The sequence below is a fragment of the Psychrobacillus sp. NPDC096389 genome, assembly GCF_044762855.1.
In the GTDB taxonomy this organism is placed as follows: Bacteria; Bacillota; Bacilli; order Bacillales_A; family Planococcaceae; genus Psychrobacillus.
In genome coordinates, this window is sequence record NZ_JBIWFB010000003.1 from 103,927 (window position 1) to 130,270 (window position 26,344).

27 protein-coding genes and 2 pseudogenes are annotated in these 26,344 nt (G+C 36.6%); 8 read left to right on the forward strand and 21 right to left on the reverse strand.

The features are described from left to right. Positions 1-71 precede the first annotated feature (71 nt). From ACIQ38_RS09870 to ACIQ38_RS09885, 4 genes are all read right to left on the reverse strand, one after another. Positions 72-1,091: a homoserine dehydrogenase gene (locus ACIQ38_RS09870; protein WP_402821683.1), complete on the reverse strand. Its 1,020-nt coding sequence runs from the start codon at positions 1,089-1,091 to the stop codon at positions 72-74. Positions 1,092-1,226: 135 nt separating this feature from the next. Beyond that, positions 1,227-2,480 (reverse strand): dicarboxylate/amino acid:cation symporter, encoded by a 1,254-nt coding sequence (locus ACIQ38_RS09875; RefSeq protein WP_402821686.1) that lies wholly within the window; start codon positions 2,478-2,480, stop codon positions 1,227-1,229. 138 nt (positions 2,481-2,618) lie between these two features. Next, positions 2,619-3,071, reverse strand: a complete 453-nt coding sequence (locus ACIQ38_RS09880) for a RidA family protein (protein ID WP_402821689.1) — start codon at positions 3,069-3,071, stop codon at positions 2,619-2,621. After that, on the reverse strand, positions 3,055-4,284 hold the full coding sequence (locus ACIQ38_RS09885) for a pyridoxal phosphate-dependent aminotransferase (protein WP_402821692.1): 1,230 nt from the start codon (positions 4,282-4,284) through the stop codon (positions 3,055-3,057). Before ACIQ38_RS09885 ends, ACIQ38_RS09880 begins: the two co-directional genes overlap by 17 nt. Positions 4,285-4,428: 144 nt before the next feature. Here ACIQ38_RS09885 and ACIQ38_RS09890 point away from each other — a divergent pair, with 144 nt between their 5' ends. Beyond that, positions 4,429-5,382, forward strand: coding sequence for a LysR family transcriptional regulator (locus ACIQ38_RS09890; RefSeq protein ID WP_402821695.1), 954 nt, complete (start codon positions 4,429-4,431; stop codon positions 5,380-5,382). Positions 5,383-5,480: 98 nt separating this feature from the next. Here the strand turns inward: ACIQ38_RS09890 and ACIQ38_RS09895 are convergent, their stop codons facing one another. The 7 genes from ACIQ38_RS09895 to ACIQ38_RS09925 all read right to left on the reverse strand — a co-directional run bounded on the left by ACIQ38_RS09895 (position 5,481) and on the right by ACIQ38_RS09925 (position 11,232). Next, positions 5,481-6,782 (reverse strand): aminotransferase class V-fold PLP-dependent enzyme, encoded by a 1,302-nt coding sequence (locus tag ACIQ38_RS09895; protein WP_402821698.1) that lies wholly within the window; start codon positions 6,780-6,782, stop codon positions 5,481-5,483. 307 nt (positions 6,783-7,089) lie between these two features. Continuing rightward, positions 7,090-7,320 (reverse strand): glutaredoxin family protein, encoded by a 231-nt coding sequence (locus tag ACIQ38_RS09900; protein ID WP_402821701.1) that lies wholly within the window; start codon positions 7,318-7,320, stop codon positions 7,090-7,092. A gap of 137 nt (positions 7,321-7,457) precedes the next feature. Then, positions 7,458-8,768 carry an MFS transporter gene (locus ACIQ38_RS09905; RefSeq protein ID WP_402821704.1) on the reverse strand — a complete coding sequence of 437 codons (1,311 nt, stop codon included), beginning with the start codon at positions 8,766-8,768 and terminating at the stop codon, positions 7,458-7,460. A 159-nt stretch (positions 8,769-8,927) separates the two neighbouring features. Further along, positions 8,928-10,316 carry an aminotransferase-like domain-containing protein gene (locus ACIQ38_RS09910; RefSeq protein ID WP_402821707.1) on the reverse strand — a complete coding sequence of 463 codons (1,389 nt, stop codon included), beginning with the start codon at positions 10,314-10,316 and terminating at the stop codon, positions 8,928-8,930. Between the two features lie 107 nt (positions 10,317-10,423). After that, the gene (locus tag ACIQ38_RS09915) at positions 10,424-10,588 is read right to left on the reverse strand and encodes a hypothetical protein (protein ID WP_402821710.1); all 165 of its coding nucleotides are present in this window, start codon (positions 10,586-10,588) and stop codon (positions 10,424-10,426) included. 19 nt (positions 10,589-10,607) lie between these two features. Continuing rightward, entirely contained in the window at positions 10,608-10,991 is a 384-nt protein-coding gene (locus tag ACIQ38_RS09920; RefSeq protein ID WP_402821713.1) for a hypothetical protein, read from the reverse strand. Further along, positions 10,984-11,232, reverse strand: a complete 249-nt coding sequence (locus ACIQ38_RS09925; RefSeq protein ID WP_402821716.1) for a DUF6429 family protein — start codon at positions 11,230-11,232, stop codon at positions 10,984-10,986. Before ACIQ38_RS09925 ends, ACIQ38_RS09920 begins: the two co-directional genes overlap by 8 nt. Before the next feature lie 136 nt (positions 11,233-11,368). On the opposite strand from ACIQ38_RS09925, the gene ACIQ38_RS09930 reads away from it, so the two are divergent. From ACIQ38_RS09930 to ACIQ38_RS09945, 4 genes are all read left to right on the forward strand, one after another. Further along, entirely contained in the window at positions 11,369-11,713 is a 345-nt protein-coding gene (locus tag ACIQ38_RS09930; protein ID WP_402821719.1) for a MerR family transcriptional regulator, read from the forward strand. After that, positions 11,710-12,162 carry an SRPBCC family protein gene (locus ACIQ38_RS09935; RefSeq protein ID WP_402821722.1) on the forward strand — a complete coding sequence of 151 codons (453 nt, stop codon included), beginning with the start codon at positions 11,710-11,712 and terminating at the stop codon, positions 12,160-12,162. Before ACIQ38_RS09930 ends, ACIQ38_RS09935 begins: the two co-directional genes overlap by 4 nt. 339 nt (positions 12,163-12,501) lie before the next feature. Beyond that, positions 12,502-13,005, forward strand: a complete 504-nt coding sequence (locus ACIQ38_RS09940; protein WP_402822543.1) for a GNAT family N-acetyltransferase — start codon at positions 12,502-12,504, stop codon at positions 13,003-13,005. After that, a complete protein-coding gene (locus ACIQ38_RS09945) occupies positions 12,995-13,465 on the forward strand; it encodes a MarR family winged helix-turn-helix transcriptional regulator (protein ID WP_402821725.1) in 471 nt (156 codons plus the stop codon). The genes ACIQ38_RS09940 and ACIQ38_RS09945 overlap by 11 nt, the downstream gene beginning before the upstream one ends. Before the next feature lie 27 nt (positions 13,466-13,492). Here ACIQ38_RS09945 and ACIQ38_RS09950 read toward each other — a convergent pair. The 3 genes and pseudogenes from ACIQ38_RS09950 to ACIQ38_RS09960 all read right to left on the reverse strand — a co-directional run. After that, positions 13,493-13,669 (reverse strand): annotated as a pseudogene (locus ACIQ38_RS09950) (thioredoxin domain-containing protein); the annotation flags it as partial. A gap of 247 nt (positions 13,670-13,916) precedes the next feature. Then, positions 13,917-14,135 (reverse strand): YdbC family protein, encoded by a 219-nt coding sequence (locus ACIQ38_RS09955; RefSeq protein ID WP_402822546.1) that lies wholly within the window; start codon positions 14,133-14,135, stop codon positions 13,917-13,919. A gap of 83 nt (positions 14,136-14,218) precedes the next feature. Further along, positions 14,219-15,163: a DMT family transporter gene (locus ACIQ38_RS09960; RefSeq protein WP_402821728.1), complete on the reverse strand. Its 945-nt coding sequence runs from the start codon at positions 15,161-15,163 to the stop codon at positions 14,219-14,221. Positions 15,164-16,092: 929 nt separating this feature from the next. On the opposite strand from ACIQ38_RS09960, the gene ACIQ38_RS09965 reads away from it, so the two are divergent. Continuing rightward, complete coding sequence (locus ACIQ38_RS09965; protein WP_402821731.1) at positions 16,093-16,731, forward strand: 2OG-Fe(II) oxygenase; 639 nt, start codon at positions 16,093-16,095, stop codon at positions 16,729-16,731. A gap of 170 nt (positions 16,732-16,901) precedes the next feature. Here the strand turns inward: ACIQ38_RS09965 and ACIQ38_RS09970 are convergent. From ACIQ38_RS09970 to ACIQ38_RS10000, 7 genes and pseudogenes are all read right to left on the reverse strand, one after another. Further along, positions 16,902-17,183 (reverse strand): annotated as a pseudogene (locus ACIQ38_RS09970) (Zn-dependent hydrolase); the annotation flags it as partial. A gap of 50 nt (positions 17,184-17,233) precedes the next feature. Next, complete coding sequence (locus ACIQ38_RS09975; RefSeq protein ID WP_402821734.1) at positions 17,234-18,508, reverse strand: MFS transporter; 1,275 nt, start codon at positions 18,506-18,508, stop codon at positions 17,234-17,236. Positions 18,509-18,706: 198 nt separating this feature from the next. Continuing rightward, entirely contained in the window at positions 18,707-20,104 is a 1,398-nt protein-coding gene (locus ACIQ38_RS09980; protein ID WP_402821737.1) for an NCS1 family transporter, read from the reverse strand. 90 nt (positions 20,105-20,194) lie between these two features. Further along, positions 20,195-20,338 carry a hypothetical protein gene (locus ACIQ38_RS09985; protein WP_402821739.1) on the reverse strand — a complete coding sequence of 48 codons (144 nt, stop codon included), beginning with the start codon at positions 20,336-20,338 and terminating at the stop codon, positions 20,195-20,197. Between the two features lie 513 nt (positions 20,339-20,851). Then, positions 20,852-21,418: an NADPH-dependent FMN reductase gene (locus ACIQ38_RS09990; RefSeq protein WP_402821742.1), complete on the reverse strand. Its 567-nt coding sequence runs from the start codon at positions 21,416-21,418 to the stop codon at positions 20,852-20,854. 48 nt (positions 21,419-21,466) lie between these two features. Continuing rightward, positions 21,467-22,522 carry an LLM class flavin-dependent oxidoreductase gene (locus ACIQ38_RS09995; protein WP_402821744.1) on the reverse strand — a complete coding sequence of 352 codons (1,056 nt, stop codon included), beginning with the start codon at positions 22,520-22,522 and terminating at the stop codon, positions 21,467-21,469. A 99-nt stretch (positions 22,523-22,621) separates the two neighbouring features. Next, positions 22,622-23,065, reverse strand: coding sequence for a MarR family winged helix-turn-helix transcriptional regulator (locus ACIQ38_RS10000; RefSeq protein ID WP_402821747.1), 444 nt, complete (start codon positions 23,063-23,065; stop codon positions 22,622-22,624). Between the two features lie 821 nt (positions 23,066-23,886). On the opposite strand from ACIQ38_RS10000, the gene ACIQ38_RS10005 reads away from it, so the two are divergent. Then, positions 23,887-25,584, forward strand: coding sequence for a LytS/YhcK type 5TM receptor domain-containing protein (locus ACIQ38_RS10005; protein ID WP_402821750.1), 1,698 nt, complete (start codon positions 23,887-23,889; stop codon positions 25,582-25,584). Between the two features lie 16 nt (positions 25,585-25,600). Next, positions 25,601-26,335, forward strand: coding sequence for a LytR/AlgR family response regulator transcription factor (locus ACIQ38_RS10010; protein WP_402821752.1), 735 nt, complete (start codon positions 25,601-25,603; stop codon positions 26,333-26,335). Positions 26,336-26,344: the final 9 nt, after the last annotated feature.

The following is a 26,344-nucleotide window of genomic DNA, read 5'->3' on the forward strand; positions in this document are numbered from 1 at the left end:
GGTGAATGTTTTTTACCGCTTGTTTATTTAATATGTAGGAATAGTATTGGCTTCTAGTGTAGGTGCGCGCCTTAACTCTTTCTATATAAATTAATTAAATCCTTTAGTGCTGCCGCTGCTGCTCCTCTTGGATGAGAAGCGCCACCAGTTGTACAAATTGTCCCCATTTCTTCGGTTTCAAAAAGTATGCCTTTATTGGTCCCATTTACATGATATAAAGGATGTGCTTGGTCAAGTTCACAAGGTTGTACATCTAGCACTACCTTCTCCTCATCCTTATACGCTCTAGCCAATAGTTTTACTCGGCTTTGTTTCATTTTTGTTTTTACAATATCGTCTCTGGTCAAATGTTCTATTCCATTTATGCTTACATCGTCTATTGTATAATTTGTCCCTAATAGTTCGTTCGCAAGCAATAATATTTTGCAACCACTATCAAACCCTTTAATATCCAAGCTAGGGTTTGCTTCCGCTATCCCTTTTCTTTGTGCTATCTTTAATGCCTCTGAAAAGGAGAGATTATCTTCATACATACTTGTCAAAATAAAATTGGATGTACCATTTAATATGCCTTCTATTCGAGTTATCGTACAACCTGCTAAATTGTATTCTCCAATATCTATTGTTGGAAGAGCCGCTGCTGTAGCTCCACTAAATTTCAATTTAGAACGCGTAGATTCTGCCTTGTCTTTAATTGTTTGATAGGAGTGAACGAGGGCACCTTTGGAAATAGCTACTACATCCATACCTCCATCCATTGCTTCTAACATATAAGCAAGAGCTGGCTCTCCATCCTTAATGTTAGTTGGAGTACATTCTACAAGTACATCTCCTTGAAATCTCGGCTCCAAAAAAGAGATCTGATGGTTTTGCGCATAATTGGAAAGTGCCTTGGAGCCCACCTCTTCCATTACCAATGAGGCAAGATTTAACCCCTCCCTTTGATAAAGCATCCCTTTGCTCCCAATAATGCCATTTACTTTTAACTCGATTCCAAACGCATCCATAATACTTTCTGATTTATCCAGAAGGAGTTTACATAACTCCTTTGCTACTACACCGTATCCTGTAATAATAATTTCCTTTTGCAAGACGAACCTCTTTCTAAAAATGATCATTATCTTCTACTTGTTGTTCAATCATTTTTTATCATAATAAATTATGTTACCACATTGAAACCGGCAGCTATAAGTTAGAAAGAATAACTTACAGCTGCCTTAAAAAGGTTATTCAGATGTAACTAATCCTGAAGCTTCTTTTGATCGGTTATAAACTTTCTCATCTACCATATCTAACCGTGAGGCTACCATTGTTGTTCCTGTTAAGTCTCCTGCTATATTCACTGTAGTATGACCGATATCAATAATTGGCCAAATTGCAGCTAGTATTGGTACTAATGTAAGCGGTAGACCTAGAGTCGATAATAGTATCGTTGACATGATAACTCCTGCTCCTTTTACTCCAGCAGCACCAATGGAAAGAACCAAACCAAGGAAAACAAATTGGACAATCATCGTAATCGTAATAGGTATATCATATAAATTTGCCGCAAAAACGGAGATAACACCTAATGCCACGGCCATACCGTCCATATTAACTGTCGCTCCCAGTGGAAGTGTAAATCCATAAACCTTCTCTGGTATGCCCAAGTTTTTGTTCGCAACATTCATCGATACAGGTAAAGTGGCGTTACTCGATGTAGTACTTGCTGCTACTAAAAGTGCAGGTGAGATTTTCTTGAAAAACCCAACTGGATTTTTACGTGCTACTAACTTGATAATCAAAGGATAAACCACACCTAGCACAATAATTAACGCTATATAATCTGCTAATATAAAGAGTCCTACTTCTGCAAGTAAATCAGTGCCTAAAGTACCAACCATATTCGCTACTAAAGCTAAAATTCCATAAGGAGAAATATACATAATAAACTCCGTAATCTTTATCATCAAATCTGAACCTTCATTAGCCAGTTTTCGCAAACCACTCACGCGGTCGCCCAATGCAAGCAGACCCAAACCGATAATAATGGCAGCGATAATAATTTGAAGCATATTCGTTTCAGCCATTGAGCCTACGATATTTGTTGGAACCCATCCGAGAATTTGGTCCATAAAACTGAACTGTACAGGCTCGACAGTTTCATTTCCACTTAGCAATCCAGTTGTTCCTTTTCCGGGATTAATAAACAACGCAACCACAACACCTACCGCAGTTGCTAAAATACCAGTCACAATAAAATAAATGCCTATTTTACTTCCCACTGCTCTTAACGATCGAATATCTTCCATTTTAGTCACACCAGCAATCAAACAAAAGAATGTTAAAGGCACTACGAGAAATTGAAGAAGACGAATAAAAATATCACCTATTGGTTTTAACACCTCAGCATTAGGGCCTAAGATCAAGCCTAAGCCTACCCCAATAGCAACACATATAGCAATTTGAACATACAATTGTCTCTTGAACCACCATTTCATCATGAATCCCCCTTATTTAAAATAGTATTAAATTAAGATAGCGCTTTCATTTATATTTTCAAGATAAGGCGCTTACAAATAAAGCGCCTGTCCTAAGTTAGATGAATATGTAGCGACTTTCTATATTGGAAGTACGCTCTAATTGGCCTTCTCTTCAGATGACACGCCCGCAACCAATTGAATTTCAACAGGCGCATTGCCAGGCAAGGATGCAACACCTATTGCAGCCCGGCTCCCTATGCCTCTGCTCCCTAGCTTTTCATATAAATATGCAGATGCAAAATCCGCTAAACTCGTATGCGCTTGAAAGGTTTCTGCCGCATTCACATAAACAGTGAGCGAAAGGATCTGCTCTATCCGTTCTTGTGCAGTAAGTGTATTCAATGCGGCAGTCAATGCATTTGCTGCCGCTTGTTGCACTGCCGCTTTGTAGATGGAAACTGACTCTTCTGTTTGCACCTTTCCGGTTTGAATGAGCACGCCTTCCTTTCGTGGCGTCATTCCAGCTGTATAGATCATGTTTCCAAAGCGTGATGCCGGGACATAGTTTCCCTGTGGAATAGGATTGCTTTCCTTATCTAACTGGCTCATTTCGATACGCCTCCACCACTTGGATGATACGGTCCATTGCGTCAACTGCTGACTTGTGATTTTGTGAAAAGTTAATACGGAAACTATCTGTAAACTGTGGACCAAATTCGGTACCAGGCGTTACTGTAACACCTGCTTGGAGGCGAAGTATCTTCACAAATTCAGTTATCGAAATACCTAGTTTAGGAATTCTCGGGAACAAATAGCTTCCTGCCTCCGTTGCTCTTACTTTAAAGCCATCAGCACCGCGTAATTTTGTCACTAATTCATCTCGGATTGCTTGATGTTGTGCTATTCGTTCGGTCATCCATCCTTCTGGTTCAGAAAACCATGATTTCAAGACGGCTTGACTATAGCCTCCTGCACGAAGAGATACAATAGCTTGCAGTTTTTCCATACGGTCAATAATTTTGGCTGATCCGAATGCTACACCTAGTCTATATCCACTAAGTGATTCTGTTTTAGATGGGCCCATAATCGTAATGACATTTTCAGGATCTACAATATTTTGCGCACATAGATGTGTATACGATCGCCCCTCGAAAATCTGACGAGAATATAGTTCATCTACGATAACCGATGCTCCGTACTGTTGAGCAAGTTCTGCAATCCCACGAATTTCATCCTTTGAATAAACCACGCCTGTAGGATTATTAGGGTTGGAGAATAAAAAGAGTTTTACTCCTACTTTAAAAGCGGCCTCCAACTGTGTTAAATCCAACCCTGCAGAAGTGTCTGACTTGAAATAATCCAGTTGAATAGGAACAACTTCCCCCTCAAAGAATTCGACTAATTTCCGGTTAGCAAAATAATCTGGTACGACAATCGCAACCTTGTCTCCTCTGGAAATAGTCGATCCCATTGCTAGGAAAAGAGCACCTTGCGTCCCTGGTGTAATGATGAAATTACGGTCTGCATTAATCGTTGCACCTGTAAATGTAGAAAGCTTTTTAGCAACATTCTCTCGGATATCAATACTTCCTCGATACTCAGTGTAAGCTTGCTTCCCGCCAAGATGAACCCCTTCGTTGAAAACATCTAAAGAACCTGGGATTGGTTCAAATGCATCCACATCCCCATGTGAGAAGTCGACCGGTGTACCCGATATTTTCTCAAAGCGCAGTTCAACTTCATTAGTATCCTGGCGTACTTCTTGTCCAGGTGCGTATTCAGCACCAAGCTTTAAAAACTTTTCTTCTAGTAAACTCATCATTCATCATCCTCTTTTTTAATTTTGCTTAATTTTCAGTTATTCTTTATAGTATTAATAGTAGTTTCTATCACTCTATAACTCCAATACGAAAAAGTTTATAACGATATACATTTTTCCTTATACGGATAAAAGAGAGGTTTTTTTATGTTAAAAAATATGGAGTATGTTTATGCGGTATATGTAAAGAAAAGCTTTTCTAAAGCGGCCGAAGAACTTTATATTTCACAGCCCGCACTTAGTGCAACGATTAAAAAGGTAGAAGAAGAAATTGGTCTTCCTATTTTTGATAGAAGTAGTAACCCCATACAATTAACACCGGCAGGGGAATATTACATTCAAAATATAGAAAACATCATGAACTTAGAAAAAGAAATGAGATCCTATTTTGATAGCTTGTTGGATAATAACCGAGGGACTATAAATGTGGGGGCAGCTTCTTTCTTTTGCACTTCTATTTTGCCGACAATAGCACAAAATTTTCAGCTGGAATATCCAGATTATACGATAAATATTTTGGAAGCCAATGCAGATGATTTAATGAAATGTCTACGGACAGGAATAGTCGATATTATTATTGACGTGGAAAAAAGAGATACTAAACTCTTTGAATCTGTTGTTTGGGAGGAAGAACAGATTTTGCTGGCAGTTCCGATATCTTATGAAGTGAATAATAGTCTCGAAAAGTATCGCCTCGGTTTTGATGATGTGGCTAGTGGACGATATTTGAGCGAAAAATACCCTAAAGTAAGCCTAAAAGAGTTTGAAAATGAAAACTTCCTATTTATGAAAAAAGGAAATGATCTGTACCAGAGGGGTCTAAAAATGTGTAGAAAAGCAGGATTTACCCCCAACGTATCCATGTATCTTGATCAGCTGCTTACTTCCTATTATATTGCTTGCAACGGCAAAGGAATTGCTTTCGTAAGGGCTGGTGTCACACAATTCTTAGAAGCAACCGATAAATTATATTTTTACAAAATTGATGATGAAAATTCCTATCGAAACATTATGCTGTATTATAAAAAATCACCCCCTCTTTCCAAAGTCGGTATGGATTTCATTGATTTTATGAATAAGAAAAAGCTCGTTGGTATTTGAGATAAACTCAAAATGAACGCTCACCAATGAATAAGTGAGCGTTCATTTTTTAATTTTTTCTAGTAATTGAGCTATCTCATTACGAGATTTCCACTTTATTACGATTGGATATTCTGTGCATACTTTTCCGCAATCTTTTGTGTAACTTCTAAAAACTCTTCTATTTCTTCCACACTATTACAATGTAAAGGCGATACTCTTATAGCACCTTCCATTCCAAATGACTCCAACATTCTTTTCGAATAAATGCTCGTCGCTACACGATCATAGACAAGAACATTTTCATTCCCATATTGACGAACCGCTTCTTGAAAATCCAAATTCTCTATACTTATAGCAATGATAAAGTCTCGCTTGGACAAATCTTCATAATCAAGATAGACAGTAACCCCTGGAATATTTCTTAATCCTTTTACTTTATCTGTTCCATTCAACATAGTTTCAAGGAGTGCGCGTTCTTGTAAAGCAATTCGAGTCATACCTTCTATAAATAATTTCCTTCTATCTTGCTCATCGGAAAATTGACTTCCTATCCAACATACATAATTTACAACCTCACTAATGGAAGCAAAATGGCCTGGTGCCGGACTACCTAGCTGTAAATCACCGCCCTCCTTTCCAAATAAACGGTGATGCGGAAGCTTTGCGGCTCTTTCAGAAAGGTAGGCAATCCCGAATCCCCTTACACCAAAAAACTTGTATGGTGCAATGTTCATTGCATCCACAGGCGTTTTTTCAATATCGATAATGCCATGTGGAGCATGTTGCACAGCATCCACGATAATATATAAATCTGGCTTTATTTTTCTAGCTTCTTTTACAATCGTCTCTATATCCAAAATAGCACCAGATATATTGGATGCGTAAATAACACTCAAAAGACAAGTATCACTATCTATCAGTTTTGTTATTTCTTCCACATCAACTCCCCCAGTTACAGGATTTGTTGGCGCCACGCGAAATTCCTTTCCTAACTTATCCGCATAAAACTTGGCCGAGTCGAAAGCGGATGGATGCTCTAATGCAGTCGTCACAATATTTGTTCCCTCTATATTTTCTGCAATCACACCTGTAATATCAAACATAGCTTGAGAAGCAGTAAAGTAAGTTCCAATACGACCTTTTTTCGCATTAAATATTGTTCGTATATCTTCTATCCCCTTTTGCTCGACTTCAAACAAAAGTTTAGCAGTTTCATGATCACGTTGAGGATGATCAGGAATCAAATCGTATTGCGCAAATTTTTCATTTGCACTTTTTAACCGATAAGATCCTCCTGCATTATCAAGAAACAGCCGCTTTTTCTGTGTAAGAGGATCGATATCAACAAACGCAAATTTTTCTCTGATTTCACTCAGCAATTCATTGCTAAATAATGTTTCATTCGTCAGTTTAACCATTCTTAAAACCTCCAAGGTGATAAAGTATATTCATTTGTATCTCATTTAAATTTTAATTATTCTTTCTATTTTCAATAGTAATACTGCTTTCTCTTTATCTCCAATACGAAAAAGTTTATAACGATATATAATTTTCCTTATACAAAAAAAGAAAGCGTCAAATATTGCCCTTAATTCAAAGAGAGGCATTATTTGACGCTTACATTTTATTACTTCTTTCCAATGCATTAATTCGGCTGAGGTGACTTTAATATTCTAATTAATCTAAGCACCCCTTCTTATCAATCAACCATACATCAGAAGTAGCTTACTTGACTAGTTGCAACACTTTTTCCGGATCAAATCCTAGTACCCATTGGCCATTTATTTCAGTTTGCGGAACTCCCATTTCACCTGTTGTTTTTACTAATTGATCGGCAGCAATAGGATCTTGTTGGACGTTTACTTCTTCAAAAGGAAGTCCTTTCTCGTTTAAGAAATTTTTCATCATTGTACAATATGGGCAAGTATTTGTTGTATAGACTTTAATTTCATTCATCAAAAATTCCTCCTATTTTATATTAATTTTATTCTTTTAACTAAAAGCCAAACTTACTATATGAAAATCAGCTTATTATCTGTTTACCACCTCTCCAATAGCTTAAAACACTAATTTTCCCCAAACTACATGTGCCTTCATCCCTTTACTTTTAAAGGTGCTTCTTTTAAAGATTGCTGCTGTTTATTTTTACTGCCAATAGACCATACGACGATTGGAATAAGGATTAAGGACAAAATTCCCCCAGCAAGAGATAACATCTCATAACTGGAACCAGCAACAACCATACCAGACATAGCACCGCCTGCTGAACCTGCTAAAGCAATAAAAACATCTACTGTACCTTGCGTTTTTGCACGTGTTGAAGGTTCTGTTGAATCAATAATTAAAGCTGTACCACTTATCAAACCTAAATTCCATCCTATACCAAGTAAAGAAAGTGCAACAATCATGAAGAATATAGAATCTCCTGGCGCAATCGCTGCTACAACTCCTGACATAAGTAATGTCACTCCAGAAGCAATCGCCATGGCAGGTCGACCAATCTTGTCAACAAGAATTCCTGTGAAGAGTGAGGGTAAGTACATGGAGCCGACGTGGAAACCAATAACAAGTCCGATTGCTCCTAAAGCATGGCCATGATGCCCCATATGAATAGGCGTCATCGTCATAATGGAAACCATCACAATCTGACTAAGTACCATAATGATAGCTCCAACCATAATTCCTTTTTTATTTATTTGATTCGGTTCCGAAACCTCTTTAGATTCCGTACTTTCTTTATTTGCATTTATTTCTAATGCGATAATGAATGGATCAGGACGTAAAAAGATAAACAAAAAAATCCCTGCCGATATAAATGCTGCTGCGGATAAAATGAAGGGACCTGCGAGTTCTGGAACACCAATAGAATGCGCAACATTTCCCATCACACCTACTAAGTTTGGACCTGCAACTGCACCAAGCGTCGTGGAGACCATCGCTATACTGACAGCAGTTCCCCGTTGCTTTTTCGTTGCTAAATCTGTACCTGCATAACGGGCCTGTAAATTTGTTGCAGTACCTGCCCCATATACGAGTAAGGAAGCGAATAATAAAAACACACTATTGAAGACAGCGGCAAACACCACACCTATTGCTCCAAGTCCACCTACTATAAAGCCTGTGGATAACCCCCTGCGTCTTCCATAACGATTAGAAAGTCTTCCTACTACTAATGCAGCACCTGCTGAACCTAACGTAAATAAAGCAGCAGGAATACCTGCAAACGCACCCGTACCAAGCATTTGTTGTGCAAGCAATGCTCCCACTGTTATTCCGGCAGCTAATCCTGCACCACCGAACATTTGGGAGATAACGATAATGAATAATGTCCGTTTATATAATTGTTTCTGTTTTTCCGGATCATTTATGTACGCTTCTGCAGAGACTTTCGTTTTACCAACCATAGTGAATACCTTCTTCCTCCAATTTAATAATCATTTTAAAAGTTTACTCAAGTATCTACCTTTCTAGAAAGATAATCCTAAAAAGATTCCAACTGGATTTGAATCATGATAACATGCACAAAAAAGCCATACAACATCATAAGTGTATGGCGAACAATATTAGCTAAGATTATTTAGTAAACGTTTAATGATAGACAATCCTTGCTCAAGCTCTTCCATTGTTTCAGGTGCACAGACAGCAATCCTTACTGCTCTTTCTGGACAACTATTCCCAACTACAAAACGTTCCGCAGCATACACTTGTACCCCATTCTCGGCGGCTAGTTTTTCAAATTCAGCCCCTGTAATGTTGCCTGGTAACCGTAACCAGCGAAAGATGCCCGCTTCATTACCTAAACTTGTATAGTCTGCTAAAAATCGATTGAAGACTTGGTTTCTACGAATTGTTTCTTCTCGATGATTCTCAATTAATACTTCAAACTCATTCGATACGATCGTACGTGCTGCAAGTTCTGCTAGCAAAGGGGAGACTGAAATATTTAAGTTATAAAGTGCTTTTGAAATTAGCTCCTTGAATTGAATCGGCGTTGCAACATAGGCGAGTCGTAACCCCGGTGCTATGGATTTCGATAAACTGGCTATATGGATAACTCGTTCAGGTGCAAAAGATGCGATTGCTGGAAATGGTTCTTTGTCATGGAGATGGTATGTCGCATCTTCAATAATGAATTGATTATACTTTTTGGCAATAGCAGCAATCTCTTTTCGATTTTTTACAGACATACGGCAAGCTGTCGGATTATGATAATCAGGAATCAAGTAAATACCTTTAATATTCTCATTTTTACAAGCATATTCAAAGGCAGCTGCACTCATTTCTTCGTTCTCCGATTTTATCGGAACTATTTTCACACTAAGCATGGATGCAGCAGTTTTTAAGCCTGGGTATGTATGATGATCGACACCAATACGATCTCCTGGCTGACAAAGACTAGCCAATGTAGCAGCCATTGCATTTTGTCCCCCATTTGCAAACAAAATATGATCAACCGTTGTTTCAAACCCTCCTCTGCGGATTAACTTAATAGCGGCATCCTTCTGCCAAAGACTTTCGCCTGCTCGTCCATAACCAAACCATTTTTCGTAATCCGTCTCTTGCAGCATACTTTTCAGTTGAAGCACTAGCGGCTCATAAGAAGCATTATCTGGTAATGTTGCTCCCATTTCAATTAAATTTTTCGGTTTCGCTTCCTCCAGTAAATAGGCATTCGATAAGGCATCATAAGATACAAATGTGCCACTTCCAACAGATGTACTTAATAAGCCCTTTAACACACACTCCTTAAATGCTTTGGAAATGGTACTCAAATTTAAATCCAAATAATCGGCCAGTTCTCGCTGTGGAGGAAGTTTTGTCCCCGGTAATAAAACCCCGTTTAATATATCCTGCTCCAATTGGTTAGCAAGTACTTGATAAATTGGCTTTTTCGTTCGATCAATCGACGGCTTCCAGCTCATCGGATAATTTTCAAAAGAATTAACCGGCATCATACTCCTCCTTTTTTGGTACAATATTATCGTTACACTACACTAGTTGTCCTTTCTCTTTAATAACGCTTAAAGGAAAGACAGGAACTCAAATAACTAGAATTCATCTAACTCATCTGTTTTAATTGAACAGCAATAACCTTTAATTGTTCACCATATTCTAGTCGTACAACTTTCCGAGCTTGAATCGAAGTCCTTGCTGATACTGGTATCGTTTGCATCTCGCCATTAATTTCTGCTTGAACAGTAAAGCACTTTGCTCCACACTTCATATGCATAATCCTCCAATCTTTATTTTTTCCTAGATTCAAAGGTTTGTAATATAAACTCTTTTAAAATATTCATTTTTTCCTTGGAGTCCAATACTTCCAGAGGTATAGCTACTTCATTATTTTTCAATTTGAACTTTCTTAGTTCAGTAAAAACAAAACCTAGCTCCTCCTGAATTTTTTGCTGAAGACTTTCACCTAGATCGGTCTCTTTATCTCCAGGCGCCACATGAAGGATTAAACATTGATAATTTTTACTTCCATTTAACGTAGCGAACTTGGGTTGCATTCCGGCATAAGAAAATGGTTTATACCCAATAATTAAATTCTTTTCGGCAAGCATCAACCTCATGTTAAAATTCGATAAATATTGATGCAGTTCACTAAAAGCGACTAAATTATTCACGATACATCTCTCCCACAAAATATTTCTCCATTAGCTTCTTTGCTTCCTCGATTCCCGCTTCTGTTAAATAAACAGATTTTGATTTTTTATCACCACGCAAATAATCCTGGTCCGTCAATTGATTTAGTGCGTCAAATGAATAGCCCTTCCAGCTTCTTCGCATTGTATCCGAAAATTCTTCTTCCTTCCAAGACGTTAAATAAAGTAGAAGTAATGTTAGTTCTTCAATTTTGTTTTCCATTTTTATTTTGCATACCTTTCTTTTATTAAGTACTCTGAATAATTTGCTATATCTATTATACAATGAGATATATTTAAACTAAATGGATTGACTCTGTGGTGCACCCCACAGTTTATAATAAAATGGGAGGCACAGAATGTATAAAATAAGTGAATTTGCAAAGCTTACAGGGTTAAGCAAGGAGACCTTACGATATTATGCAGAAGTGAAATTACTGGAACCAGCATACATTGATCCTGTTAATAAATACCGATATTACGACGATGGGAGCTATTTTCTAGCTATCCTTTTAGTGAAACTGAGAGGTTTTGGATTTACTATACAAGAAATGGTTTCTGTTATGGAGGATGAATCGTTTACCAATTTAGAGAAGCTATTACAACAAAAAAGAAATGCTATCTCGCTTCAAATAGATAATCTAACAGCCAAATTAAATGAACTAGATGAATTTCTTGAGTCAGGAAGGGAGAATGAAGCATGATTAAGTGGAAAGAAGAAACAATAATAGAGGTTAATATTGAAGAAGTATGGAGCTTATTTATGGATACAAACATTCATAAAATTATGGACAAAGTGGAAGATCACGTGCTAATAGAAAAGCAGGAAAATGAGGTAGGAGCGAAACATAGACAAAGTTATCGAGAAGGAAAAAGGGTAGAGACATATATCGTTGAAACATTAGCATACGAAGACTCACCAGAGAAAAAACATAAAGAAATTAGCTTTGTATTAGGAAAAGCTTTTGAAATTACTCTTAGTTTTACATTGCATAAAATAGATGACAATCATACAAAGTTCATTTACGAGGGGCAAAATAAAGGAGTAAATTTTGTAGGGAGAGCTATGCTTAAATTGGGTAGCGAAAAAAGTAATAATAAAGTAGTACAAGAATTTATGGAAAAAGTGAATCGAGAAGCATTGAAACTATAAAATGCAAAAAGCTGTCTCAGAAGATAAAAAATATACCTGTAGAATAGACACTTAAAAAGTTTATCCTACGGGATATTTGTATTTACAATGAATAAACATGAAATAGTCAAAATGAAAAAGCAAACGGACGAGAAAAAAATTAGGATAAAAAGTAATTAAATTTGATAAGTGGAATCATTTTATAAAGGAGTACACTTCTTGACAAACCATTAGTAAGATCATAAACTATTATCATTTAAGGTGCTAAACTGATGCTTAAGTTGATACTATTCTTTCGTCTTGTTAGCAGCAGAAAGTATTATTTTATTGATTAATCTAGATAAAAGGGGTTTGGAAAAGATGCTTATATTAAGAAACGTTCAAACGACAGATTTAGAACAGCTATTATGTATTGAAAATGAAGGCTTTTCAAAAGAAGAAGCTGCTACAAAGGAAGCTTTTATAGAGAGAATTCAGTTGATAGCTGATAGTTTTATTGTGGCAGAAAAGAATGAAGAAATTCTTGGGTACATTAACGGTCCTATAATTCACCAACCATATATAACAGATGATCTTTTCGAAGAAATCAAAGAAAACCCAAAAACAGGTGGCTATCAAAGTATTTTAGGATTAGCAGTATCCAAAAAAGCTAGAAATCAAGGCATTGCCAAGGTTTTACTTGAGAAAATGGAAGAGCTTGTGAAAGAAAATGAGAGAGAAGGAATTACTTTAACATGTAAACAGGAATTGATTTCTTTTTATGAAAAACATGGATTTGATAACCACGGCTTATCTGAATCCCAACATGGTGGAGTAAGTTGGTACAACTTAGTCAAATTAAAAGAGGGTATGTATGATGGATAAAGAGAAAACCTTTTATGAACTAATAGAAACGCTTTATGAAACTTCAAGGTTACTCAATTCCTACGAGAATATACCGAGAAAGTATGGCACAGAAGAGGAACTGTATATGATAGAGGCACATACACTCAATTTAATTGGAGAAAAAATAAAAACAACTACTACAGAAATTGCAGAAATTAATAACCGAACTAAAAGTGCTGTCTCTCAAATAGTTGATAAACTCATAAAAAAAGATTTAGTAGTTAAATATCGAAATCCAGAAAATTATCGAGAATTGATTATTGAATTAACACCAAAAGGGCATTTAGTTTATGACTATCATAAGAAGTTAGATCAACAAGAATACGGAAATTACTTAAAAAGCCTGGAACATTATTCAGCTGAAGATTTTGAGAAATATAATGGAATGTTAAACATCATTAATCATAGATTACTTAACCTAATTAATGACAAGGGATAATGGTTATTTTCATAGAACAGGTACTCCGCTTTCTTCCACATCTATTTTCACGATTTTGGCTTTGTGTCCTATTTCTGAATCCAGTTCTTCCAATATTGGAGCAAGCATTTTACAAGGTCCACACCAAGTTGCAAAAAAGTCTACCAGAACGAGCCCTGTACCAGTTTCCTTTTGAGTATTATGATCTGTTACGCGTAATTCTATAAGTTTATATTGTTTAATGATTCGCGGCTTGAGTTTATCTGGAATTAGGTATGAAATAATGCTCGCGCCCATTAATATGAATGCCGTTAATCCAAATGAAAAAATATGAGTACCAAATACCTCATAGCCCCAACCTCCAAGAAATGAGTTTATCATTTTCTTCAAGGGCAACGCCTCCGGAATGGAAAGGGCTCTATTATTTAATAGTTCCCTTCTGTTCCGCCACGATACAAATACTTTTCACTTTTTATGCTAATTCTATTAATAGTTGCTTTAAAGAATTTATTTCTTCATTGGATAATGTAATCCCTTTTCCCATCTTTTCTTTATTAGGTGCCCAATCCCGTAAATCATATTTCGGTTCCTTGCCATTCCAGCTAATAATATTTAGCTCTCTTGTCCATCCTTTTGCTGATTCTGAAATCACACCAATATGTTCTATGATTTCGAACTTAATGTCTGCTATTTTAATCACCTCAAATTTGAATAATCAACTTGTAATTACATTGTATAAAATACCGACCTCATTGTCTTGACCTAATCATTTTCTTACTTTTTTAGGTTTCCTGATACGAGTATAGAACCTAAAAGTACGATAATCGCACCTACAACAAATTGTAAATTAACTGGGGTTCCAATAAACACAATCTCGGTTACGATTGCCCAAAACACATACGTATTATTGAGTGATTGTCCCCTTGCTGCCCCGATTATATTTATGGATGAATAGTATAAAGAGTAATTAGCAGTTCCTAAAAAACCTGCAATGACGATAACCCATATAATATTAGATGTCGCCGCTTCAAATACTAAAGGATAGCCATGAATAAATGGTACAATTATAATCGCGTAACTGAGGGCAGAAGTAATTTGCCTTATATTAATCGCGTATAAAGGAACGACATCTCTTCCTCTCATCCCCCAAGCGCCGATTACTCCTTCAATTCCCCAAAATATAGCAGCCCCTAATGAAAACAATATACCGATAAAAAAGTTACTTTCGCTGTCAAACTTGGTTGGTATATAGGCTAATACAATTACTCCTATAATACTCAAAGCAACACCAGACCAAGTTTTTTTGTTCATTTTCTCCTTCAAAAAAAAGAAGGCAAGCACCGCTCCGATACCAGGAAATATAGAAGCGATACTTGCTGCATAAGTTACTCCAGCAAATTGGATACCAAGAAAATAAAAGCTCATAGCCAAAGGTCCACCTGACAATGCGCCTAATACTAAAATAGCGCCACTCTTTGTTTTAAACAACTTTAAGACATTTATAAATTCGCCCTTTACAATCATAAGTAAAGATATCCAAAGTGAAGAGAAAAAATCATGCATGAACGCAGCAATAAGTGGTGCAAGCATCACTGCTTCTTTAAATGGCGTACTAGCAATGATAAAACCAATGATAACCGTGTCTACGCCCCACGCAATAGCAGAAGTAGCCCCTAAGCCTATACCCTTTCTCACTTTTTTAACATCTGTTTTAGTCATCAACTTCACCTCTCTAACAGCAATATCTAAACTTCAAATGGGTATTATAAGATGAAAACGAATACGAGAATGTGTAGCCACACATAACCTATAAAAAAACATCATACGTTTTCATTGCGCATCATTTCTTTGTACCGTATTACAATTTATTTTTAATTTGTCTATCATGAGAGTGGATTATACATCCCCAAAAAACAGGATAAGATAAGTATCCTTGTAGCAGTGATAATTTAAAATAAAGTTTTCAATGTACGGTATTCTTCATTTGTTTAGTATTTGTCAAATTCGGTATGTCAAAAAGTACCCATATCTGACCGGTGATCAACCAAACATTTCCTACCTAAAAGGTGATATTTTATTTTTAAAATGGGAGGGGTTTACAGCCACTCGTTCACTGCACATTTAGTTACGTGAGCGAAGTCGTCGAGGCATGTTTTGTTTTTGAAAAAAGGATTTCGTTCAGCTTGTACAACAATATCTTTTAATCATATGTTGTATTCTCTGTAGTAATCTTCTGTTAATGATTTTGACAAAATGTAAATATCCATAATGACATTTTGTCACGTAAAATTAATAGCCATTCATTAGAGAACCATTTACTCTTATCCACCCCCTATATAGATAGATGCCAAACTAGCAAACAGATACATTTAAAATATTTTTCTTATATTCAACTCCATAAAAATTCTTTCTACAACACTTTAAAACATCTATTTTCTTTAAAACTTATCTACTTTTTTCTCAATTAGCTCCTTTAGTCCCAAAAACCACTTTGAGAATTTTTTCACAAAGTTGCGATATATAAAAATTCTATGATAAAATAAATTCAAATTAATTCCATAAGATGTAAAAGAATGGCGTTACTACGTATATATATTACCCAAAATGTAGTTGTCTAAAAAAATAATTGTTTAAGAGGAGCTTCGCAGATGAGAACGGAGAAAAAAGAGCAAACTATATTTGATCACGTTGGGAATAAAATAATTACAGATAGAGAGATTGACATAGTTACTAGATTAGAAGAGCCATTGATCGTAATGTTAGGAAATGTATTAAGTGACGAAGAGTGCGAGGAACTAATCAGATTATCCAAGGATAAAATGAAACGATCGAAAATCGGAGAGACACGCCAAGTAAATGAACTGAGAACAAGTAGCAGCATGTTTATTGAAGAAAGTGAAAACGAAATTGTCGCTAGAGTCGAAAAAAGAATCTCCTCTATTATGAATATACCGATTGAACACGGAGAAGGCCTTCAAATCCTTCGATATACGCCAGGACAAGAGTATAAAGCGCATTACGATTTCTTTTCTTCCACAAGTAAAGCAGCAAGCAATAATAGAATTAGTACGCTCGTTATGTATTTAAATGATGTAGAAGAAGGTGGAGAAACTCTTTTCCCTAAACTAAATATTTCCGTATCTCCTAAAAAAGGAATGGCTGTTTATTTCGAGTATTTCTATAATGATCAAACTTTAAACGAGTTAACTTTACATGCTGGTACACCTGTTATCACTGGTGAGAAATGGGTTGCAACGCAGTGGATGAGAAAACAGAGAATACGGTAAGAAAAGGCTTTAAGTTACATTTTTTTGGATGAATCAAATTCGTAAATTTGAGCTTTTATAGTACAAGAGACTTTATTTAGTAAAAAGGGATCTCCAATAATCCTCAATTAGTAATAAACTTTAATAGAAAAACCTTCTAATTCATCATACGAATTAGAAGGTTTGAATCTATATGCACCGTCTAATTTACCGCCATTTTTAACTGTATCTACATGAGATTCAGTTAAAATGGTTTCATCTTTATACTTACTTCCTTCTAAACGTCCATATAAATTTCCAATCTCATCATAACGAGTTGTCAATCCATCTTCCTGCATTAATTCTTTTAACGCTTTTTGTGCCTCAATCCACTCGTTTGAATAAAGTAGTCGAGTAACACCACCTTCTGGATCTTTACCATATTCACCTAGCCAGTCGACTAGGTGAGCAACTTCCCTTGTTAAATCTTTCATATTTATCTGCCCTTTCGATTGTTATTAGTTTGCTTTTTATTAGATATTATTTATGCACCCAATTCCTTCACTTTTGGTCCTTCTTTAAAGAACATCATAAGGACGAGCCCTATAGCCAGCACAATGACCGCTGAGTAAAACCCTGTAGCCATGCTGCCTGTTTTATCGGCAAGAAAACCAACGAACCAGGGAGCGATAACCGACGACATCATCCCCATAAAGTTAAAGAGACTAAAAGCAAGTCCATACGCTGATTTATCAACATTTTCAGATACAGATGAAATCAGAATCGGATCCAGCGCTATCTTGCCAAATAACCCATAAACCAATAATGCCGTGATCAATAGCGCTGTACTATGCACATAGACGGTTGCCCACAATGCAATCGCTGCAATTGGAATCAACACAAAAACGAAAGGCTTCTTCCGACCTAATCGATCCGAAATATAACTTGCAGCAAGCGCTCCCGGTATCGATGCCAATGGAACCAAGGCTGATATCAAACCAACTTGACTGCCTTGGAAGCCTCTTTCAGTTTCCAAAAACTTCGGCAACCAGGTGACAACGACCGTAAAAGCGTAAATGGAACAAAATAAGACAAGAAAGGTTATCAACAAATTGCGATTTTTAATTAAAGATAAAATCGTGACTTTTTCTTTTCCTTTATCTAACGATTTCTCTAGCTGTTCACTTTGTTGTGATACCTTTTCTGGATTTTTTTCTTTTACTAATATCGAAATAAGGATACCGACAAGAACCGTAAGCACACCGAAGATATAAAACGGAACGCTCCAACTCATTCCCTTATCTAACACTAATGTGCTCGACAAGATAAAACCGAAAGCAATCCCTATCCCCGATCCGCTATTAATAATGGCACTTCCAACCGTTCTATTTTTTTCTGGAATTGCTTCAGATGATAGGGCGAATTGGGGACCATAATAGGTTGCAGAAGAAAGTCCCGCAAACGCACGAGCTACCAAAAAGCCTGTGAAACCAGCCATGAGACCACTGACGCCTGTCAAAATCCCATATAAAATAAACCCGATGACAAATAACTTTTTCCTACCAAATTTATCACTAAAAGCTCCTGCTGGAATTTGCGCTATCGTGTACGTCAGAAAGAATATACTATTGACCAATCCAAGCTGGGTATTATTCAGGTTATAATCTAAGCCAATCTCCCCTAATATAGGATTCAAAAAATATTTATTGGCATTGATAAACATCCATCCTAATGTGAAAGCAAAAACTACTTTCCACCAATAAGGAATTGTAAATCTCTTGTTTGTTTGCATCTGATGTTGTGTTTTCTTTGGTGTCAATATAATACCTCTCTTTCATTTTCATAATTTCTTGGGATGTAAAATAATAAATCCCGGCCCTTGTTTATTTTTCTATCGGTTGGCCGTTTTCGAACACTACTTGACCACCAACAATTGTAGTTTTCACTTTCCCTTTAAATGTCATACCAACATAAGGGGGAGTGCTGATACTCTCGATGGGGTATTGCAAAAAAATATTTATTTCTCGAAAATTGTACCTTTTTTGAAACTCGAACCTTTAAAGGCATATTTCGATAGAAGATAGTAAGCTATTCCTCCTGCTACTAAACCAATGATCCAAGCCAAATCAACCTCTATAAATGCAGCGGCTGCACCAATAATCATCGCAAGTAATCCTGCTGGGTTATATCCTTTGTAAGGTCCTTCTTCATTGTATAAATCTGCCGTATCTACTCTCCTTTTTCTTAAAATAAAATACTCAACTAATAGTATTGAAATCACTGGTCCTAAGAAGGCTGAGTAGATAAGAACGAACATGTTTAGACCTGCAGCTGATGACTCTTGTATAAGTAACCAAGGGAATGCCACTAGAGCAAGCAATCCTGCTATAATAGCAGAAACTTTGTAATTTAATTTTGTTAGCAATTGAATGACATATGTTGGTGGAAAAACGTTTGCCACCATATTTGTTGCAATTACTGTAATGACGATAAATGCAGACACTGCAACAGCAAGAATTTCATTATCAAGAACGACTGGAAGTGCGATTGCGGGATTCGTTATACCCGTTGCAGAAGCTAACATTGCACCAATAACAATCACAAAACCATAAGAAAGTGTAATTGGAACAAAGTATAATGCTCCCCGCTTTTTATTGCTTAGACCAGTTTTTAACTCTCTAGAATAATCTCCAGCACTAACAAAGATACCTGCATAGTTTCCTAAAAACACCATAATGAATCCAAAGAACGGTAATCCCCATGAACCTTCCGCTTTTACCCATGTTTGAGTAATTTCAGTGCCATAATTTGTTACCAGGATTCCAAATACATAAATAAGCCCAATGGTGAAAATAACAGATGCAACTGTCTCTACCCATTTAATTGCATGGAAGCCGAATAATGAGATGACAATCTGTACCAGCTGAAGAATAACGAAACTAACAAAAATATTATCAAAAGATCCATTTGTAACGTTCTTTGCAATTTCATTTAATGCTGTACCACCAATCCAACTTTGAATACCGTACCAGACAATAGCAGGTATACCTCGTAATAATGATGATATGATTGTTCCTTTTATTCCGAATGACATTCGAAGCTGTACAACGTATGGAATACCTTTTTTATAACCAAGTCGATCATTCAATGCGAAAACTGTTGAAATAATTACAATGGAGATAAGGGCTGCAAGCATTGTTTGGAAGATATTTAACGTTGCCACTCCCGCTATAATTACACTGGCTCCTAACGTCATATTCCCTATGTTAACTCCATCGCCCATCCACATGAAAATATAGTCTCTTGGCTTTACAGTCCTAGCCTGATTGGATTTCGGATGTAATGATTCATCCAATTTCGTGATATGTTCAATTTGCGTTACTTCTGTATCGTAACTTTTATCTGTTGTAGACATATGTCATACTCCTTTTTTTCTTTTGATGTATTTAAAGAAGGTTTATTATGGTCGATAAGTAATAGTTTAACCCGTCACTATATAATTATTTCACTCTATATAGTGTTTGCATGCACTGTACTGATCCATATCGACGCATAATCTCCAACGTCCAATTTCTATATTCTGGCTTCGTCGGCAAATATCTTCGTTAAAACTTACTTTTTTTAATTGTTCCTGATTGATTTGTTCCAATCGAAACCCTCCTTGCTTATATCTAATTTGTATGTCAATTACGACACCCAGTCCAACTAACACTCTTATGATTCTTCATAAAGTGTTTTCGTTGTAAACTTAGACCCCCTTACCAATCACTTAGATCCAAGTTAAAGTAAGAAACTACCTTGAAACTATATTTCCTAAATTCATATCCCTCGGATTCGAAACAAAAATATAATATGTGACATAATTGTGTCAATGATATTCAATTAAAACATCTCGAATTCGAGATGTTTTATACTTTTTTACTGTTTTATAAGGCTAACATAGTGTAGGTCTCTTCCCATTGGAGTAAATTTTACAATTTCAACAATTTACTCCAATCCTTCTTGTGTTAGTAGCTAATCAGGAAAAAAGTTAACTACTAGTTTCTTTTTTATGAGTGTATTAAATTCAGTCACTCATTTCACCATAAAAAGATTTAATAATTACAGAGGCAGTATTTCGACTTAGGTCAAAAACGCCTGTGATAACAGGCGTTTTTCAGGACTAAAAGCCATATTCGTCTTCTTTTGCCTTACGAATCATACTATCTGCGTTAAAAGTTTGTACTGTGTCATCAACCAAACGGTCTAAGCGGAAAAGAATATCATCGTTTATGATTTCTTTGCGTAAAAAGTCTTTTTCTACAATAAATACATACGTTGGAACGATGTGAGCCTTCATATACGCTAAGATAGGTTTTAATTGTTGCTCTACCATTAAATAATGCTTTGCCGTCCCTGCAGTTACGACCATACTTACGACCTTGTCACGGAATGCATTAACTGGCAGTAGATCAAAGATATTTTTTAATGTTGCCGGAATCGATGCTTGGAAGGTCGGGGTCCCGATAATAATGGCATCTGAAAACATAATTGTCTCTGTAACGTATTTTGTGTCTCCCTCATATTCAAAGTAATTACGTCCATCACTAAATTCCAATTTATAGTCAGCTAAATCCAGTAGTATAACCTCATGTTCAGGATATTTTTGTTCAAGCAGTTCCACTGTTTTTAGCATTGCAGTTTTAGTTTTAGAGCCAACGATAGAACCGGCTAGCGCTACGATTTTCATAAGATAATCTCTCCCTACTTTATAAATAATTTATGGAATTCCCTTTACTTAATAGGCTGTATATTTTTTAATTGCTGGAATAATTTCATTCCCTATGATTTCAATGTTTTTCATAACTTTCTTAAAAGGAACGCCACCAAAGTCAAGTTGTGCCATAAAACGTTGCATACCGTAAAGCTCATATTGGTAAAGCATTTTTTCGATAATTTGTTGGGTGCTACCAACCATTAATGCATCACGTATATCAGGTGCTTGAGCAAATTGTTGTTTTGGATAACCACCACCACGAATGGCTTGGAATCCCCCATTAATATGTGGGTACATTCCTTGTAATGCTTCTTGTGTTGTATCTGCTACGTAAAATAAGCTTGTTGTTGCGATTGGTAATGCTTTGGGATCAAAGCCACTGCGTTCCGCTGCTTCACGATAGGCTTCAACAGAAGGCTTAAAGTTCATTGCTGGTCCACCTAATGTAGTTAGCATCATAGGAATTCCCATATAACCTGCTTTAATGGCACTTGCTGGTGGCCCTCCTACAGCACGCCAAATTGGAAGTGATCCATTTTTTGGTTGCGGCAGAATTTCTGCATTTTGTAGTGACGGACGGTATTCACCTTGCCATGTGATACGCTGTTCTTCATTTATTTTTTTTAGTAGCTCTAATTTCTCTTCAAATATTTCCTCATAATCTTGTAGATCAACCCCAAGTAAGTGGTAAGCACCTACACGAGATCCACGACCAGCGACGATCTCTGCACGACCATCTGAAATTAAATCGATTGTGGCGAAATCCTCATAAACACGTACAGGATCAGAAACACTTAGTACTGTTGCTGAGCTAGTAATTTTAATCTTTTTTGTCGCTTGTGCAATGGCTCCTAAAACAACAGTATGTGCTTGTGTAGTGAAGTACGTTTGGTGACTCTCACCGACACCAAATACATCAATACCTGCTTGTTCTGCTAGTTTACTTGCTTCAATAAGTTCATTGATTCGTTGTTGGGCTGAAATTTGTTCACCTGTTAGTGGGTTGGGAATATGATCCCCCAATGAATATAGTCCAAATTCCAGGCCTTTTGTTGTATCGATGCGATATGCTTCCATAGTTAATTCTCCTTTATTTGTTTTAATTTTTCTTCCATTCATGATTCTTTCGTTCTTTCTCCCTATCACTTTACTAGTCAAGTGATTTTGTAAAAAAAATTACCTATTCAGCAATTTCTTTTTTTCGCTATTTTTTTGTACACGAGATATGAGACTAAACAATACTTTTTGTTCTTCTTTTGATAAACAATCATCAAAGAAAGAGGATTGAAATGCAAGCTGAGCTTCAAATGCATTATCCAGTTTTTCTTGGCCTTTTTTCGTTATCGAGATTGTTTTTATTTTCCAATCTTGCTTCCGTTCGATTAGCCCTTCTTTTTCAAGACGAGTGAGCATACGCGAAATACCGCCTTGTGTCACCGTAATTTTCTCTGCGAGCTCACTTTGCGTTAATGGTTGGTAGGTTGATATTTGCATTAATACATCAAATTGTGCAGTCGTAAGATCAAATTTCTTTAAAAAATCATTGGATAACAAGTTACTTTGATGTGTGAATCGAGTGAGCCGCAACCAAATTAATGAACCACGAGTATTTTTGAGCATATTGTTTATCACTACCTTTCTTCACCATCACTTTACTACTCAAGTGATAATAATGCAACAAAAATGTTTGAATTCAAGGTATTTTTATTTTGAGGGGCAAACATAACAGACGCTTCCTTTCTTATACTAAGTCTTTGAATCACCCTGTTTCGTTAATTGCTGATTTGTTCCACCCATACTAAAAAGAAATGACAGTTTTTTTTAATTAATAAACCAGATTTAGTAAAGGTATGTTTAGAAAAATCTTCAAATGTTTTTTATAACACTATTTACTTAAAGTAATTAGATATTTTTTTGATACAATTTTTGCAAAATGACCCTATTTACTTGTAAAGATATGTACAATAGTAGTGGTACATTTCACTGAGATGTTAAATGCGTTAAATCAAAAGTTGAATGATTACGATTCTTTACTTTAACAAAACATAGACTTATCTAAAAAGAAAACCAAATTAAAGGACTCATTCCCCAAAGTAGGAAGTGGATTGGTTGAAGCCAGTTCTGGAATGGTCACTGTCGCTCTCCTAGCTAAACTCTTCGGGATCACCTCTTCATTGACCTTTTCCATCACCCAAAATCTCTTCCCAGTTCTGAACTAGTGCGTTTTTATAGGAACTAGGGCAAAGACTTCGCTCTTGGCAGTGCATCACATGCTGTGCAATCATCGACTACGCTTGTTGTGTCATTAATAGACAAGGGAAAAGAGGAGATACTATTTAAAAGCCTCTTTAATTGGTTTAAATTTTCATGTAAACATTACTAAAAATAACGGAAGGAAACTCTCCTTTATATTAGAATAGAAAAGAAATGGGGATTCCGACATGTGGGATTTACTAGTACAAATGCTATCAAGAATGACACTCATTATTACGATTGCTTTCCTCATTACACGTTTGCGCATTTTTAGACAGATGATTTATCGAGATCTAAATATCAAAGACAGTTTTATCATGATTATGCTCTTTGGTTTATTTGGTGTAATCGGAAATTATACGGCCATCGTCGTCAATCCAGAAGCACATATGATTTCCAACTTGTGGAATCCTGCGCTTGAAATGGACAATGCTATTGCCGATACACGCAATATCGGCATCATCATAGGTGGCTTGGTAGGCGGTCCAGTAGTTGGGCTTGGGTCGGCATTGATTGCTGGTGGACATCGTCTCATTATGGGAGGATTTATTAGCGATGCTACTTTCTTCACCTCACTTATTGGTGGCGGATTGGCAGGGCTGTTTGGTCGTAAATTGCGAGGCCTAGGCTTAATGCGGCCATTTCCAATGTTTGGTAGTGGTCTTTTGATCCTTCTCATTCAAATTTTGCTTATCCCCTTGTTTGCTTCCCAGCACAGTACCGCTCTTCATTTGATCAGTTATACTGGGATACCTATTATCATCATTAATAGTATCGGAATCTGGATCTGTGCCATTGTTTTTAATAGCGTTATTCAAGATGAGGAACATTCACGCGCCAGTCAAACGGCAACTGCACTCTCGATTGCAAATCAGACGTTGACACTTTTTCGCCAAGGATTAAACGAATCCTCTGCGACAAAAGCGACGAAGATCATCCAGCAGTTAACAAACGTTGACGATGTGGCAATCACACGGGGCATTAGAGAGCTTGCACATACGGGCGGACCTAGCAGCCAATCTGAAATAAAATATAGAGAGCTCGTATTTAAAACCGGGAAGATGGAAAGCGCTCACTCCTCAGAGTATGAGTTTATTATTTTTCCGTTAATTGTTAAAAAGAAAACGATTGGGACCCTAACATTTTACTTTAACCATCCATTTCACGTAACATCTGTAGATCGGGAAATGGCTGAAGGGCTCAGCAATCTGTTTTCCAGTCAATTGGAGTTGGGCGAGGTTGAACGTTATAATCACTTGTTGCAGGATGCTGAAGTAAAAGCGCTTCATGCTCAGATTCACCCGCATTTTTTGTTCAATGCTTTAAATACAATTGTGGCGCTATGCCGAATGGATCCTTTGCTAGCACGTCAATTGCTGCTCCATTTATCGACCTTTTTAAGGAATAATTTAAGGGGACTTACAGATCGTCTTGTTCGTGTTGAAAAAGAGTTGGAAAATGTCCACGCTTATTTCGCATTAGAAAACGCCCGGTTTCCGGATAAGTTTGAGCTTACCATTGAAATGGATTCACATCTGAATAATGCGCTCATCCCCCCCTTCATACTGCAGCCGCTTGTTGAAAATGCTATTACACATGGAGAGTTAAAAGACCTAGGAGGAATTGGAAAAATCCGCATTGATATTAAACAAGAAGAAGCGAAACTGCTATTAACCGTTACAGATAACGGGGTTGGCGTACCACCAGAAAGGCTTGCTGATTTAGGTCAGCGTGTTGTCAATTCAATGAAAAACGGCAGCGGATCTGCGCTATTCAATATTAAAGAACGCTTAACTGCACTATTTAGTCAAGATGCCACTTTTAAAATGGAAAGTAAGCAAGGACAAGGAACAACCATTTTTATCACATTACCGATACACTTTTAATAGGAGATAGATGGATATGTTACAAGCTTTTATCGTAGAAGACGAACAATTTGCACGAGAAGAATTAAAGTATTTATTAACCGAAACAGGCGATATAGAAATCATCGGTGAATCTGAAACGATGCATGAGGCGCTATGGGATATTAATAATCTTCAACCGGATGTTGTGTTTCTAGACATCGAGCTTGCCAAAGGGAATGGATTGGAACTGGCCAAACAATTTATACATATGAAAAAGCAGCCGATGATTGTATTTGCAACGGCTTACGATGAATATGCGCTCGAGGCATTTAATCTCGATGCAGTTGATTACATTGTCAAACCAATCGATGAAACAAGACTGCGCAAAACCGTAGACAAATTACTAACACATGCTCAGTTCCATAATGATCCGCAAAAGCAAAAAAGTACTCAGCCGCAAGGAACCAAAACAATTCCGGCAAAAGACGGAGATCGAATGATTATTGTCCAGGCAGATGAGATTTACTATATCGGAACAGAAAACCGCCAATCTTTCATTAAAACCGCTCATCACAAATATGAATCGGATTTATTGCTTTATCAATTGATTGAAAAACTAGGTGACGACTTTTTACAAGTACATCGGGGATACATTGTCAATGTCAAGTATGTTTCTGCCATGGAACCATGGTTTAACCGTGCCTATAATTTATTTTTAAAAGACGGTTCAAAAGTACCCGTCAGCCGCTCCTTTGCCAAAAACGTTATGCAAAAATTAGGATTTAAATGAGCGACTATT